Annotated in this window: 13 protein-coding genes and 1 tRNA gene; 7 read left to right on the top strand and 7 right to left on the bottom strand. The window is 62.0% G+C overall.

Annotated features, from left to right (window positions below; translation table 11 throughout):
• The first annotated feature begins 29 nt into the window (after positions 1-29).
• The 3 genes from AB8A33_RS14555 to AB8A33_RS14545 all read left to right on the top strand — a co-directional run bounded on the left by AB8A33_RS14555 (position 30) and on the right by AB8A33_RS14545 (position 1,596).
• A complete protein-coding gene (locus AB8A33_RS14555; protein ID WP_439093391.1) occupies positions 30-851 on the top strand; it encodes a MerR family transcriptional regulator in 822 nt (273 codons plus the stop codon).
• Between the two features lie 80 nt (positions 852-931).
• A tRNA-Pro gene (locus AB8A33_RS14550) sits at positions 932-1,009 on the top strand.
• A gap of 449 nt (positions 1,010-1,458) precedes the next feature.
• Positions 1,459-1,596 carry a hypothetical protein gene (locus AB8A33_RS14545; RefSeq protein ID WP_439093390.1) on the top strand — a complete coding sequence of 46 codons (138 nt, stop codon included), beginning with the start codon at positions 1,459-1,461 and terminating at the stop codon, positions 1,594-1,596.
• A 128-nt stretch (positions 1,597-1,724) separates the two neighbouring features.
• Here AB8A33_RS14545 and AB8A33_RS14540 read toward each other — a convergent pair whose 3' ends face one another.
• Together AB8A33_RS14540 and AB8A33_RS14535 are read right to left on the bottom strand one after the other, a co-directional pair.
• On the bottom strand, positions 1,725-2,006 hold the full coding sequence (locus AB8A33_RS14540; protein ID WP_184516113.1) for a hypothetical protein: 282 nt from the start codon (positions 2,004-2,006) through the stop codon (positions 1,725-1,727).
• 347 nt (positions 2,007-2,353) lie between these two features.
• On the bottom strand, positions 2,354-2,524 hold the full coding sequence (locus AB8A33_RS14535) for a hypothetical protein (protein WP_439093389.1): 171 nt from the start codon (positions 2,522-2,524) through the stop codon (positions 2,354-2,356).
• Between the two features lie 167 nt (positions 2,525-2,691).
• Here AB8A33_RS14535 and AB8A33_RS14530 point away from each other — a divergent pair, with 167 nt between their 5' ends.
• A complete protein-coding gene (locus AB8A33_RS14530) occupies positions 2,692-2,943 on the top strand; it encodes a hypothetical protein (protein WP_439093388.1) in 252 nt (83 codons plus the stop codon).
• 64 nt (positions 2,944-3,007) lie between these two features.
• Here AB8A33_RS14530 and AB8A33_RS14525 read toward each other — a convergent pair whose 3' ends face one another.
• The 3 genes from AB8A33_RS14525 to AB8A33_RS14515 all read right to left on the bottom strand — a co-directional run bounded on the left by AB8A33_RS14525 (position 3,008) and on the right by AB8A33_RS14515 (position 7,119).
• The gene (locus tag AB8A33_RS14525) at positions 3,008-4,276 is read right to left on the bottom strand and encodes an O-antigen ligase family protein (protein WP_439093387.1); all 1,269 of its coding nucleotides are present in this window, start codon (positions 4,274-4,276) and stop codon (positions 3,008-3,010) included.
• Between the two features lie 62 nt (positions 4,277-4,338).
• Positions 4,339-5,877 (bottom strand): undecaprenyl-phosphate glucose phosphotransferase, encoded by a 1,539-nt coding sequence (locus tag AB8A33_RS14520; protein WP_439093386.1) that lies wholly within the window; start codon positions 5,875-5,877, stop codon positions 4,339-4,341.
• A gap of 108 nt (positions 5,878-5,985) precedes the next feature.
• The gene (locus tag AB8A33_RS14515; protein ID WP_439093385.1) at positions 5,986-7,119 is read right to left on the bottom strand and encodes a glycosyltransferase family 4 protein; all 1,134 of its coding nucleotides are present in this window, start codon (positions 7,117-7,119) and stop codon (positions 5,986-5,988) included.
• A 233-nt stretch (positions 7,120-7,352) separates the two neighbouring features.
• On the opposite strand from AB8A33_RS14515, the gene AB8A33_RS14510 reads away from it, so the two are divergent.
• On the top strand, positions 7,353-9,656 hold the full coding sequence (locus AB8A33_RS14510) for a GumC family protein (RefSeq protein WP_439093384.1): 2,304 nt from the start codon (positions 7,353-7,355) through the stop codon (positions 9,654-9,656).
• A 151-nt stretch (positions 9,657-9,807) separates the two neighbouring features.
• On the opposite strand, the gene AB8A33_RS14505 is transcribed toward AB8A33_RS14510, so the two are convergent.
• Positions 9,808-10,989 carry a GNAT family N-acetyltransferase gene (locus AB8A33_RS14505; protein ID WP_439093383.1) on the bottom strand — a complete coding sequence of 394 codons (1,182 nt, stop codon included), beginning with the start codon at positions 10,987-10,989 and terminating at the stop codon, positions 9,808-9,810.
• Positions 10,990-11,115: 126 nt separating this feature from the next.
• Between AB8A33_RS14505 and AB8A33_RS14500 the strand changes: the two genes are divergently transcribed.
• Positions 11,116-12,153 (top strand): polysaccharide deacetylase family protein, encoded by a 1,038-nt coding sequence (locus AB8A33_RS14500; protein ID WP_439093382.1) that lies wholly within the window; start codon positions 11,116-11,118, stop codon positions 12,151-12,153.
• On the opposite strand, the gene AB8A33_RS14495 is transcribed toward AB8A33_RS14500, so the two are convergent.
• Entirely contained in the window at positions 12,150-12,374 is a 225-nt protein-coding gene (locus AB8A33_RS14495; RefSeq protein WP_439093381.1) for a DUF2842 domain-containing protein, read from the bottom strand. The genes AB8A33_RS14500 and AB8A33_RS14495 overlap by 4 nt on opposite strands.
• A gap of 153 nt (positions 12,375-12,527) precedes the next feature.
• Between AB8A33_RS14495 and AB8A33_RS14490 the strand changes: the two genes are divergently transcribed.
• Positions 12,528-13,640, top strand: coding sequence for a COX15/CtaA family protein (locus tag AB8A33_RS14490; protein ID WP_439093380.1), 1,113 nt, complete (start codon positions 12,528-12,530; stop codon positions 13,638-13,640).
• Positions 13,641-13,683: the final 43 nt, after the last annotated feature.

Below are 13,683 nucleotides of genomic sequence, written 5' to 3'. Positions count from 1 at the left end.
AGACTTGGCGAACCACAGGGATCCTGCACTTGGACAAAGCGCCGGATGCGTTTCGAACCATAAGCGAGGTCGCTGACGATCTCGATATACCGCAGCATGTTCTGCGGTTCTGGGAAACGCGGTTCACTCAAATCAAACCGATGAAGCGATCCGGCGGCCGGCGATATTATCGCCCGGACGATGTCGATCTGCTGCGTGGCATCCGCCGGTTGCTCTACGGCGAAGGCTACACCATCCGCGGTGTGCAACGAATCCTGAAAGAGAACGGCATCAAATCGGTGCAGGGGCTGGTCGATGGCCACGCTGCGCCGAGCTTCGCGCCGACGTCTGCCGCCATCGCACCGCGCGTCCAGGCGAAGCGTCCCGTGGTCGAAGAGGATCACGAGGAAGAAGAGGCCGAGGACGAGGCGGAACGCGACGAGGAGATCGAGGAAGCGGCTGAAGACGAAGCCGACGCTGACGCCGAAGACACTGAGGACGAGGAAGAAGAGGGCGACGAGGACGACGGCGAAGAGGGTGAGGACGAAGAGGCTGAGGACGAAGAAGACGAGGAGGAAGCTGCTGCCGCTCCCGTCGCCGGCCGCCGCGAACCTCCGATGACGTCGGCGTCGCCGCGCGTGGAGCCACTGCTGCAGCGGCCGCCGTCGCGGGCAAACCCCGTATTGGCAAATCCTGTTGCGGCACGGCCCGAACCGGCGATGTCGGCTCCGACGCAGAGCGCAAGACCGGCTGCAGTCCCGAGCCCAAGGCCGAACCCGCAGCGCCGGCTGGAGCGCGAGCGGCTGGAAGCTGTGCTCGAGGAGCTGCTGGCGGCGCGCCGGGCGCTCGATACGGCGATGAAGGACGGCTAGCTGCGGTCCCACAACCAATCCGTTTCAATCCGCTCAGGCTTCTTGCGCCTCGGACGGATCGAAGCTACACGATGCCCCATCGGAGCGTAGCGCAGCCCGGTTAGCGCACTAGTCTGGGAGACTAGGGGTCGGAGGTTCGAATCCTCTCGCTCCGACCATTTTTCCACATAATTTCAAGATATTAGAAGCCTCGCATGCGAGCGATGCCGCCTGGATTGGGCGGCCTCGATCGAGCTCTCGTGACGTGGGCCTTACGATTTCGGTTCGACGAAATCACCGTGAATTACGTCGTCTTTCCGTCCGGCGAACCAGAGAAGCCCGACATAAGCCGCCGCACAAACAAGGAAGCCGAGGACAATAATCTCTAACATAAAATCTACTCTACGCTGAAAACATTAGACTTCTCCCGGCTCCGGGTTCCGTCAATTGCCCCGGCCGCACTCCTTAATGAATCCTTGCCGTCGTGACCCTTTGGCCACAGATGCCGGTGGCCACGAATCCCGATGTCCTTTGGAAGGGTGGTCAGGCAGGTGGCGCCGAGGTGTCTTTTTTGCGCCAATGGAACTCTTGGTCATCGAGCCGATTATCCTGAAAACAGGAGGCTCGCATGGCAAGTCACTGGCATACCGCAGATGGTCCGACGGAGATCCGGCATGACGATGATATCGGCTATTACGGTGGTTGGACCATCAGCGGGTTAGCGGTGGTTGCGACCATCACGGCTGTTTGGCTGTTTGGTATCTAGGCCACTGCGTAACTAAAGCACTTGCGGCGAGTAACGACGCAGCAGCGATGCGCGCGAACACTGGATGATGGTGACGAAAAAGGCCCGGAGCATATGCTCCGGGCCTTCGTCAATTTAGTCAACCGCGGTTAGTAGTAACCGTAGCTGCGATAGTAGCGGGGACCGCCATAGTAGCCGTCGCCGTAACCGTAGCGCGGACCATAGGCATAACGCGGGCCGTAGTGGCGCGGGCCGTAACCATATCCGTAACCGGGGCCGTAAGCGCCATAGGCACCGGCTGCCAATGCGCCAGCTGCGATGCCAAGTCCGATCGCGGCGCCGCGACCGCCACGGGCCTCCGCGGGTTTCGATGCGATCGACGCTGCGCCGACGGCAGCGACGGTGGCAAGAATAAGTGCTGTCTTCTTCATGCTGCTTCTCCTTCGTATCGAGAAGTCAACGTGTCGGTGTTTTGAAGGTTCAGTTCCAATTCATGGCATATCGACCACAAATTTTGCGGCGATGGGGGAACGAATAATTTCGCTCGATCAGCGAGCGGCGTTCAGCTTTACGCGTTTCAACCCAAAGCGAGATGCGCGTGCATCGTCGATCATCTCGCAGCTCATGGCGGGTCCAGAAAAAGATAATGGCCCGGAGCGAACTCCGAGCCATCAAACGCAGACGTACATCCGGTCCGCGCTTCCTTGACTCCACAGTGAGTCGAGAAGGTTAATAAATGTCTAATGCTAATCCGTGACGGCATGATGACCGATCGCGGTCATCCCGTTGGACCTTCGACTTCCTTGTGATCCTTGTCAGGCAAGATGCCGCTGCCGGGCGTCTTGTTCTCGTCGGTCAGTTCCGGCTTGTCGTGCGGCCCGGCCGGCGAAATTTTTTGATCGGGCTTTGGCTGTTTGTCGAAGGCGCGGTTCTTTGTCTGCTGTGTCATGCAAAGACAACGGCGAGGTTTCGCGCCGGTTCCGTTCCGTTGCGCATGATGCACGCGACAAACGTCTTCGATTTCGCGCGATTCGATCACGCGCGACGAATTATGCGGAACCATCCGGACAACATCGACTTGTCCTACGATACTTTTAAAGGAAGGAATAAATTGTCATGATCAAGAAACTGGCTTTGCTGGCGGCTGCGGCCGTTCTCTATGTCGCAGCACCTGCAGGCCCCGCGTCTGCGCAGGGCATCAATGTGCAGATCGGCGGCGGTGGTTATCACCATCAGGATCGTGGCTATCATCGCGGTCATGGCTATCGCCAGAGCCGCGCCTATATGCGCCGCGACCGCGACTACGGTCACCGCCATCACGGTTGGGATCGCCGCGGTTCGCGCACCAAGACCGTGATCGTTCGCTAACGCACGTCTATGATTCGAACAAAGCAGCCTCGCGCAAGCGGGGCTGTTTTCGTTTGTGAGTTTGTCAGACGCTGCTTGGCGGCGTGGACGCCGCACGCAATTGCGCCGTTGCCATGTATTGCTGCGTGGCCACGAACATGCCCCACATGATGCCGAGCATCATCCAGAAATGGCGCCAGTGATCGGTGTCGATGATGAAGGCCTCGCCGACCGTGCCGAGATAGGCCGCAAAGACTGCCAGATAGGCGCGCTGCCATGGCACGCGCACGAAAATGTAGCGGAAGCCGAGCAGGGCGGTGATGAACACCAGCGCGGGATAGCACACGCCCGAGATCCAGCCGCCGGACATGAAGGCGTTGAGATAGGAGTTGTGGGTGTCTTCCGGAAAGAAGCGCGTGAATTGCAGCGGGCCGATGCCGAAGGGCAGATCGAGCGCCATCTGCGCGCCGAGCACATGACGGCCGAAACGGCCGAAACGGCCTTCGTCATATTTCTGATCGAAGGAGGCGCGCTGTTTGAACATGTCGGCGATGAAGTCGAACTGCAGCAGGATCACGATCACCAGCGCCACGACGGCGACGGCCGCCAGCGCCATGATGACGATGCGCGAGCGCTGTTTGTTGGACTGGCTGGTCAGCACCATCAGCATCAGCATGAAGGCCGAGGTGATCGCCAGCAGGCCCCAGGCGGCGCGGGAGAAAGCGAGCAGGACGGCGAGCGCGATGATGCCGAGCGCAATGGCGCTGCGGAGCGAGCGACCGAAACCGTCGCTGACGACGCTCTGCAGGCAGAACAGTGCCGGCAGGACCAGAAACGCGCCGAGCACGTTGGGATCCTTGAACGTGCCGGAGGCGCGGCCGTAGAGCGTGAACATCTCCGCGCCGGGGATGAGATGCAGATAGCCGGCGATGCCGGCCAACGACGCCGCCAGTGCGCCGACGATCAGGCCGCGGCGCAAGAGATCGATGCGCGCCAGCGTGTCCTCGGACATCACCAGCGCGACGAAGATCGCCATGATGGCCATGTACCAGGAGGTCAGGATCCAGTTCACGATCGGCGCCTTGTCGAGCAGATAGGCCGCGCAGATCGTGTAGCCGAGATTGACGAGGAACAGCAGGAGCAGCAGCGGCATGAACACCAGCCGCATGCGCAGACCTGACGCGAAGAATACGACCATCGCCGTGAGGGTCGCGATCTCGAAGGGGCTGGGCTCGATGAAGACGATGGCGCCGCCAAACCCCATCGCCCACAGCAGCGCGCGCTGCAGCGTCACCACGGCGGGAGGCGCCGCGGGCGAGGCGATGTAATGATCGGCAGTCGCGTGAGTGCTCATGGCGGCATCACTCTACGCAGGCAGGGTTGACGAGTGGTGTAAGGCAGAGGCTGAGGCCTGCCTCAATACGCGTTCTCGTTCTTGGTCAGCATTGAAACCGGCGTTTTCAGCATGATGTAGACGTCGAACAGCACTGACCAGTTCTCGATGTAGTAGAGATCGAACTCGACGCGCTTCTGCAGTTTCTCCTCGCTGTCGACTTCACCGCGCCAGCCATTGACCTGCGCCCAGCCGGTGATCCCGGGCTTGACGCGGTGGCGAGCGAAATAGCCGTCGACGGCCTCGTCTAGCAGTTGGCTCTGCACCCTCTGTTGAACGGCGTGGGGACGGGGGCCGACCAGCGACAGGTTGTTCTTGAACACGACGTTGAACAGCTGCGGCAATTCGTCGATGGAGGATTTGCGGATGAAGCGGCCGACGCGGGTGACGCGCTTGTCGCCCTTTGTCACGACGGTCTTGGCCAGCGGATCGGCCTGGTCGTGATAGAGCGAGCGAAACTTGAACACGTCGATGCGCTCGTTGTTGAAGCCGAAGCGCTTCTGCCGGAACAGCACCGGGCCTGGGCTGTCGAGCTTGATGGCGATGGCGACCAGCGCCATGAAGGGCAATGCAGCGAGCAGGACCAACCCGCCGACGATATGGTCGAACAGCCACTTCATCACCAGATCCCAGTCGGTGATCGGCGCCTCGAACACGTCGAGGGTCGGCACCTTGCCGAGATAGGAATAGGAACGGGGGCGGAAGCGCAGCTTGTTGGTATGCGCGGACAGGCGGATATCCACCGGCAGGACCCACAGCTTCTTCAGCATTTCCAGAATGCGCGTCTCCGCCGAGATCGGCAGCGCGAACAACACGAGATCGACGCGGGTGCGTCGCGCGAATTCGATGATATCATCGACCTTGCCGAGCTTCGGCGCGCCGGAGATCGTGTCCATCGAGCGCTTGTCGTTACGGTCGTCGAACACGCCAAGGATCTGGATGTCGGAATCTTCTTGCGCATTGAGGTCCCTGATCAGCGTCTCGCCATTGGAATCGGCGCCGACAATGATGGTGCGGCGGTCGAGCCGCCCCTGATGCGCCCAGCGCTTGATCAGCGCGCGCACGACGGCGCGTTCCGCGATCAGGGCGAACAGACCGATGAAGAAGAACGAGGAAAGCCAGACACGCGACACCGCGCCGCCGACCTTGGCAAAGAACGAGACGCCGATGAACAACAGGAACACGAAGGCCCATGCCGACGCCATGCGCGTGAGCTGCTTGATGTGGCCGCGGAAGACCTGCACCTGATAGATGTCGGCAGACTGGAAACACACCACGGCAGCAGCAGCCATCGCGAGGATCGCGGCGAGGTATTCCCATCTGAAGCCAGCTTCTGGCGCAACATAGAGCAGGTTGAGCGCAATGCCGATGATGCTGAGCATCAGGAAATCGACCACGCGGACGACGCCCGTGATGACGACGGGCGAATAGGCGGCGCGCACCTTCTGATCAGCAACGGCGAGTGCCTCCGGCGTGAGGCGCCGACGACGTTCGAACTGGCGCTGGCCGGGCGCGTCCGTCGCGGCCGCGTCGATCATTGAGCGTGCGTTGATCGGGTCCAAGGTGAAATGTCCGTTGTTTCGCTGGCGTGCGATGTCGCACGTCAAGCCTACCGCTTTTCGTGAGAATTACCGGACAAATCAGAATATTTGGTTACAGGTTAAGGAGAGTTAACGCTTCGCAAATGCGCTGCGATAGCCGTCGATGACGCCCTCGACCATCGCGTCCTGCGAGAAATGTTCCGCGATGCGCTCACGGAGCAACTGTGCACGGGCGCGCGCAGCGGCGATGTCGTCGAGAGCAGTTTTGATCGCGGCGGCCATGGCGTCGACATTGTTCGACTGGAACAAGGCGGAGGTGTGCGAGCCGAAGATTTCCGGAATGCCGCCGACATTGGCAGCGATCATCGGAACGCCTGCGGCGGCGGCCTCGATCACGACATAGGGCATCGAGTCGCCGCGCGATGGAACCACCAGCAGGCGTCCTTTCGAGAAACCGTAACGCGGTTTGACGTGGCCGATGAAACGCACGGCGCTCCCGAGGCCGAGGCGCTGGATCTGCGCCTTCAAAGCGTTGGTCTCTTCGCCGTCGCCGCCAAGCGTCAGGGTGACGGGCTGGCCGTCGGCACGCAGGCGCGCGACGGCATCGACCAGCAGATCCGCGCCCTTGATGCGGCGGAACTCGCCGACATAGCAGACATCGGTCGCGTCATCGGCAGGCTCGACGGGATCGAATTCCCCTGACGTCACGCCGTTGAACACGCATTTCACGAGGCCTGACGGCGTGCCGATCATGCGCTGATAGGTGTCGCGGGCGAAGGCGCTCTCGAACAGGAACAGTTCAGTGCGGTTCATCAGCGCGCGTTCGAGGCGGCTGTAGAAGGCGCCTTTCGCCGTATTTTGCGGATAATGCAGCGAGCCGCCATGTGGCGTGTAGATGCGGATGACGTTGTTCGACTTTGCCTTCAGACGCACGAAGGCGCCGGCCTTGGCGCCATGGCCATGCAGCACGTCCGGCTTCAGCCGGCTGACGAGGCGCATGAACTGCATCCAGATCAGAACGTCGCCCGGATGGGGCTCGCGGTGGATCGGCAGGCGATAGGTGCCCAGTTTCAGGCGCGGCGCGATCTCGGCCAGTGCCTCGCGCGCACGGTCGCCGCCGGTCAGACTGTCGGCGACGATGCCCACTTCATGGCCGCGATCGGCCTGTCCGTTGGCGACATCGATGATATGGCGAAAGATGCCGCCGACCGGCGCGCGGACAGCGTGCAGGATGCGAAGCGGCGTGTCCGAAGGTGCGCTCATGATCAGAATCGGCATTCGCTGACGAGGAGGGCGTCGCCGGGAGCTGGAACGCGCATCGGAAAATCCCTGAAGCAATTGAATCCAATAAGAGGCTTCGTCGTTAAAAAACCGTGTGGATTCAGGCTTCCGCTGCAACGTCCCGGTATCAGCCTGCCAATTAACCGCGCGGCAACCTTAATCGTCTTTAATCGATTCCGTTGAGTAGACGCAGTGGCGTTTGGGTGGGGTAGGCGATGCGTTTGGCATTCTGGCGTGCAGGCAAAGGCGATGCGTCGGTCGAACGGGCCATCAAGGCGCCAACCATGCCAAACCCGGTTTCACGCAAAAATCCCGAGAAGAAAGCAGGGCGTGTGATCGCTGCGCCGGCGCCCGATCTCGGCGACCTCGATCTGCGCGCGCTGTGGCAGGCGCTTGTCCGTCGCAAGATGTGGATTCTCGTTCCGACGCTGATGGCGCTTGTCGGCTCACTCCTTATCGTCAACCTGATTACGCCGCGCTTCAAGTCCGAAGCGCGCATCTTGATCGACGGACGTGAAAACGTTTTCCTGCGGCCAAGCGGCGAGCGCAACGAGGAGCGTACCTCCCTAGACGCGGAAGCCGTGACCAGCCAGGTGCAGCTGCTGCTGTCGCGCGATCTCGCCCGTGAGATCATCAAGAAGAACAAGCTTGCCGAGCGCCCGGAATTCGATCCGGTGTTGCAGGGCGCACAGCCATGGCGGTCGCTGCTCGGCCTGATGGGTATTGGCCGCGATCCGTTCTCGATGACGCCTGAAGAACGCGTGCTCGATGCTTATTACGAGCGCCTGACGGCCTATGCGGTCGACAAGTCACGCGTCATGGTCGTCGAATTCCAGTCGCGCGATCCCGAACTCGCCGCGCGCGTCGCCAATTCCATCGCCGACGGCTATCTGGTGATGCAGCAGAACGCGCGGCAGAATCAGGCGCGATCGGCCGGACAATGGCTGTCCGGCGAGATCGATGACCTGCGCAAGAAGGTCGTCGAGGCGGAAGCGCGCGCGGAGGAATTCCGCTCCAAGTCCAGCCTGTTCATCGGGACCAACAATACGTCGCTCTCGAACCAGCAGCTCGGCGAGATCAACAGCCAGCTCAACAATGCGCGCTCGTTGAAGTCTGACGCTGAATCCAAGGCGCGGCTCATCAAGGACATGCTGCAGACCGGCAAGCCGATCGAATTCTCGGAGGTGCTGAATTCCGACCTGATCCGCCGGCTGTCCGAGCAGCGCGTGACGCTGCGTGCGCAGCTTGCCGAACAGTCCTCGACGCTGCTCGACGCGCATCCGCGCATCAAGGAATTGCGGGCGCAGCTCGGCGATCTCGACAAGCAATTGCGCGACGAAGCTGCGAAACTATCGCGCATCTTCGAGAACGATGCGCGCATTGCCAGCGGCCGCGTCGATGGCCTGACCAACAATCTCGAACAGCTGAAGCGCCAGGCGACGTCCAGCAATGGCCAGGATGTGCAGTTGCGGGCGCTGGAGCGTGAGGCGAGGGCGCAGCGCGATCTGCTCGAATCCTATCTGGCGAAATACCGCGAAGCGTCCACGCGTGAGAATATCGAGGCGGCACCGACCGATGGTCGCATCATCTCCCGCGCCATCGTGTCCAATACGCCGGCCTATCCGAAGAAACTTCCGATCGTGCTGATCGCAACGCTGGCAACGTTGATGTTGACCGCCGGTGGCATCGTCACCAGTGAGTTGCTGCGCATGACCGCGCCGCGCGGTGCTGCGCCGATGATGCCGGTCACGCAGGCCCGCGTCACGGAGCCGGCGTTCAAGCCGTTCGTGGATCAGGCGCCTGCTGCCGTGCGTGAGCCGGAAACTGTCGTTGCGCCGGGCATCGTGCCGGAGCCGGCTCCCGTTGCCGCGCCGCAACCCGTGGTGCGGGATACCCATCCCGAGCTGGCCGCTGGCGTCAGCGAAATCGAGCAGCTGGCGCAGGAGTTTCGCGCTGCTGGCAAATCGGCGCGCAAGATCACGATTCTCGGCACCGGCCACAACGACAATATCGCGCTCACCGCGCTGACGCTCTCGCGCATCCTGTCGCGTGACGCGAAAGTGGTGCTGGTCGATCTGGCCTCGTCGTCGCCGACGCTGGAAGCCGTATCGAATGATCCGCGTGCGCCCGGATTGGCGGAGCTGATGCTGGGCGAGGCGTCGTTCGGCCAGGTCATCACCAAGGACCGGATGTCGGGCCTGCATATGGTGGCGGCTGGCCGCGCCGGCGCCGATCGCTCGCTGTTGCAGTCGCCGCGCCTGACCATGGCGCTGGACGCGCTGCTACGCGTCTACGATCACGTGCTGCTGGATGCCGGCACGGCCGCCGATCTGCCGGCAGGACTTCTGACCGATCAGGCCCGCGCCGTGGTGGTGCCGGAAGTGACCATGAGCATGGATGCGCGCGAGCTGATGGCCGAACAGCTCAAGGCCGTGGGCTTCGCCGACGTGAAGATGTTGCGCTCAACGCCGCCGGCCAACGACCCGGTCGGACCGGGCGGCCGCGTGTTTGCGGCTTAAGCTAGTAGCTGTCATGGCCGGGCTTGTCCCGGCCATCCACGCCTTCTAACGCAACGACTAAGACGTGGATGCCCGGGTCGTCCAGCGAAGCCGCGCTTCGCGCTTTGCCTGAGCATGACGGAGTTTTCATTGCGAACTGCGTTCTTGAAGGTCAGCGCTGAAATGCGTGGCGCAGCATCTGCGCCATCTGCAGCAGGGCCGGGGTCTGTTTCACCAGCCGCTTGGCATGGGCGAAGGACGACAGGCCCATGGCGCCGAGTTTGCCGCGCGTGGTGAGCGGCACGAAACTGTCGAAGATCGGCTCGTCGTCCTTGCAGAACATCCGCTTGTAGTCGTCGCCGCCGATGCCGAGATCCAGCGAGGTCACGCCGCGCTCGGCATAGGCATCGATAATGGTGCGCATCAAGATCAGGCCGGGGCTGTATTTTGCATTCTCCGACATGGTGTAGGTGTTGAACATCATCGAGAAGCGGCTGTCGTCGGCGACGCCGGCGAACATCGCGATCACTTCCTCGTCGCATGCGAGCGCGTGGATATCGATGGTGTAGCCGTCCGCGCGCGGCGTCGTGCAGGCCTGGCGGATGAAGGCTTCGACACCGGGCTCGGCGAACACGTTGGGCAGGTTCTGTTCGGCCATGCGCAGCGGCTTGATGGCGAAGAAGGCGTCGAGCACGCGCTTGACCTCGGCCTCCGTCTTCGCGTGCATGTAGCGATAGCCGGCAAGATTTCGGTACTTGCCTTCCTTGGTCTTGAGGCGCTTGCGGAACGAATTGCTGATGCGATCTGTCGCCGCTTCGCCGGGCACCATCTTCAGCACCGGGCAATCATTGGTCGAGGCCTGACTCGGTAAAAGCGCGAGCGGATTGTCGATGCCGATCCAGCTTTTGGGCTGACGGACCAGCGCGAGGACGTCGACCGTCTCGGTGTGCTTTTGAATTCCGCGCAGCAGCGCGTCGATATCTGCCTTTGTCGCCTGCGCCGCGAAGTCGCGCCGGAACAGTGGCATGTTGAAGGTGACGTGCTTGCCGCCGAGATAGCCGGCGACGCGCATGCCGTTTTCGCGACTGACGGCGAGCGGCAACAACATCAGCGGCTGATGCGCGGCGTCATAGGCGACGACGATGAAGGGCTTCAGCCCTTCCTGGGCGCCGATATGGATCTGCCAGGCCGACTGGAAGTCGAAGCGCTGATAGGGCGTGGAGAGCTGTTCGGACGTCTCAAGGCTGCGCCAGATGGCTTCGGCAGCGCTGAAATCGCTGATTACATCGACGCGTGCGATGCGGCTCGCAGTTGCCATCGCCACAGGTGTTTCCATCACAGCAGCCATGGTCATCGCGAGCCTGTTTCAGATTTTGTTTAGATTTTCAGGTTTGGGCCGACCTTTGCAAAGAAATGTCAACAAACAGTAATGACAATAGCCGACTGGCGAGAGGCATGACGCCGCTTGGGGGAATCTGCGGTGTCATACAAGACCGGTTGGCGCACGGCGCTGGGCTTAGAGCTGACTTATCTCAGCGGCATGCACCGTCTGCTGGAGGGCAGACACGGCGGTGCCGGTATCATCCTCAAATTCGAACGCGTGCGACCGCCCCGGCAGGATGCATTCCAGCCGCTGAAAGTCCACGAGATCACGCCGTGGTTTCTCGACCGCACGATCCGCGCGCTGAAGCGCTGGCCCGTCGATATCGTCGGTATGGACGAGGTGTGTCGCCGCGCTAGCTCACCACGCACGGGACGGCGCTTCGTGGCGCTGACCTTCGATGGCGGCACCCGCGACTTCGTCGATTTCGCCTATCCGCTGCTGGCGGCGCATGAGGTGCCGTTTACACTCTATCTGCCGAGCGCCTTTGCCGACGGGCTCGGCGCCATGTGGTGGCTGGCACTGGAGCAGGCGATCGCAACGCATGATCGCATTAGCCTGATCATCGATCACCGGCAGCGGCATTTCGAAACCGCCTCGGTCGCTGACAAATATCGCGCCTATTACTATCTCGATAGCTGGCTGCGGACGTTGCCGCCGCACGAATTGGCCGTTGCGACGGACGATCTCTGCAAACGCTATTCGGTCGATAGTGCGACCCTGTCACATCATGCTGCGATGCATTGGGACGATGTGGCCACGTTTGCGGGGAATCCGGGGGCGACGATCGGCAGCAGCACGGTCAACTACCCGGCGCTCGCCAATCTCGGCGACAGCGCGGCCTCGCGCGAGATCGCCATGGGACGGGCGGTGGCACAGGCTGCGCTGCCCTATGAGCCGCGGCATTTTGCCTATCCGTTCGGCGATAAAGCCTCATTCGACAGGCGTCACGTTGCGATGGTGGCGCAGGCCGGCTTTGCCAGCGCCGTGACATCGCTCCCCGGTGTCATCGAGGCCAATGGTGGATCGGATCTTCTCGCGCTGTCGCGGCTGGCCTGGGACGGCCGGCGGCAGTCGCTGCGTGCCTTGCGGGTGATGGTATCCGGCGTGATGCTCGGCGCGGGTGCGCAGCGCTAGCCGGCCTCGGGATCCACAGGATTGGCCTTGCTCATCCAGCTGATGATCGGCATCGCCGGCAGCACCCAGCCGAGGCCGGCGATGACATAGAAGGCTGCCTGCAGCCAGCCGTTATTAGCCAGCCAGGGGGTCTGCGCGATGGTCATGCCGAGCAGTGACCACACCACCACGAGGATCAGCAGAAAGATGGTTCCGAAGAATTTGCGGGTGCGGATGGGCATGACGGAAATGTGCGGTCCAAAGTCGGTCTGAGATCGGGTTAGGCAAAGTGCCCAACTTTGCAGGCCTTCGCGGGCGGACTATAAGGGGCTCGAAATTTCATTCAAGGCGCTGATTTTGGCGTTGATTTTGCGGCTGTTCCCGAGACCCCTGCGATGACCGCTCCGTCCCAAACCCGCCACAAGGAATTACGCCCGGTGCGTTGGTGGTTGATTGCCGTCGCTGCGATGATCGTGGCGATGGTGCTGGTCGGCGGCGCGACGCGACTCACCGAGTCCGGCCTGTCGATTGTCGAATGGAAGCCGGTGACCGGCGCAATCCCGCCGCTGGATGAATCGCACTGGATCGCGGCCTTCGAGGCCTACAAGCAGATCCCGCAATATCGCGAATTGAATAGTGGGATGACGCTCCATGAGTTCAAGACCATCTTCTGGTGGGAATGGAGCCATCGTCTGCTCGGCCGCGTCATCGGCGTGGTGTTCCTGCTGCCATTCCTCTGGTTCCTGTGGCGCGGCGTTCTCACCTCGGAACTGAAGAAGCGGCTGTGGGTGATCTTCGGTCTCGGCGGCCTGCAGGGCGCGGTGGGCTGGTGGATGGTGGCATCTGGCCTGACCAAGCGCGTGGAAGTCTCGCAATATCGGCTGGCGGTGCATCTGATGCTGGCACTGATCATCTTCGCTGCCATCGTCTGGACGCTCCGCCGCCTAAGCGATCGTGCGCCGGCGCTGGCGGCAAGCCGCCTGCGCGTGACGAGCTGGGTGTTACTGGGGCTGACCTTTCTGCAGCTCTATTTCGGTGCGCTGGTCGCGGGCCTGCGCGCCGGTCGCGTGTTCAATACCTGGCCGGAGATCGACGGCGCGCTGATCCCGTCTGCATCACGGCTGTTCTTCGAGGACCCGTGGTGGCGCAACATGTTCGACAACACGCTGACGGTTCAGTTCCAGCATCGCATGACCGCCTATGTGCTGTTCGCACTGGCGATCTGGCATGTGATTGACGCGATCCGCGCGCGGGCAGGGGCACCGGTTGTCAATGGCGCGCTGTGGCTGGCGGCATCGATCGCGGTGCAGGCTGCGCTCGGCATTCTCACGCTGCTGCATCAGGTGCCAATCGATCTGGCGCTGACGCATCAGGCGGTGGCGATCGTGGTTTTGACGCTGGCAATCCTGCAGGTGGAGCGTATGAAGCCGCGCGGGGCGGTGTTGACGGAACGTCAGCTCGACCTCGCGGTCGGCAAGGCCGCCCAGCTGTTGCGCGTTACCGACTAGAACGATTGTAACGGAGTTGACGCAGTCGTGTGGCTGCGCGGCT

It is taken from the genome of Tardiphaga sp. 813_E8_N1_3, from assembly GCF_051811025.1.
Taxonomy (GTDB): Bacteria; Pseudomonadota; Alphaproteobacteria; order Rhizobiales; family Xanthobacteraceae; genus Tardiphaga.
The sequence above is the reverse complement of the archived record's forward strand: the minus strand, read 5'-3'. Positions and strand labels throughout refer to the sequence as shown.

What these genes read in the sequence shown, in the direction of transcription:
- AB8A33_RS14545 (WP_439093390.1), top strand. Translation starts at nt 1,459, where the DNA reads ATGGCAAGTCACTGGCATACCGCAGATGGTCCGACGGAGATCCGGCAT.
- AB8A33_RS14540 (WP_184516113.1), bottom strand. Translation starts at nt 2,006, where the DNA reads ATGAAGAAGACAGCACTTATTCTTGCCACCGTCGCTGCCGTCGGCGCA.
- AB8A33_RS14535 (WP_439093389.1), bottom strand. Translation starts at nt 2,524, where the DNA reads ATGACACAGCAGACAAAGAACCGCGCCTTCGACAAACAGCCAAAGCCC.
- AB8A33_RS14530 (WP_439093388.1), top strand. Translation starts at nt 2,692, where the DNA reads ATGATCAAGAAACTGGCTTTGCTGGCGGCTGCGGCCGTTCTCTATGTC.
- AB8A33_RS14525 (WP_439093387.1), bottom strand. Translation starts at nt 4,276, where the DNA reads ATGAGCACTCACGCGACTGCCGATCATTACATCGCCTCGCCCGCGGCG.
- AB8A33_RS14515 (WP_439093385.1), bottom strand. Translation starts at nt 7,119, where the DNA reads ATGAGCGCACCTTCGGACACGCCGCTTCGCATCCTGCACGCTGTCCGC.
- AB8A33_RS14510 (WP_439093384.1), top strand. Translation starts at nt 7,353, where the DNA reads ATGCGTTTGGCATTCTGGCGTGCAGGCAAAGGCGATGCGTCGGTCGAA.
- AB8A33_RS14505 (WP_439093383.1), bottom strand. Translation starts at nt 10,989, where the DNA reads ATGACCATGGCTGCTGTGATGGAAACACCTGTGGCGATGGCAACTGCG.
- AB8A33_RS14495 (WP_439093381.1), bottom strand. Translation starts at nt 12,374, where the DNA reads ATGCCCATCCGCACCCGCAAATTCTTCGGAACCATCTTTCTGCTGATC.
- AB8A33_RS14490 (WP_439093380.1), top strand. Translation starts at nt 12,528, where the DNA reads ATGACCGCTCCGTCCCAAACCCGCCACAAGGAATTACGCCCGGTGCGT.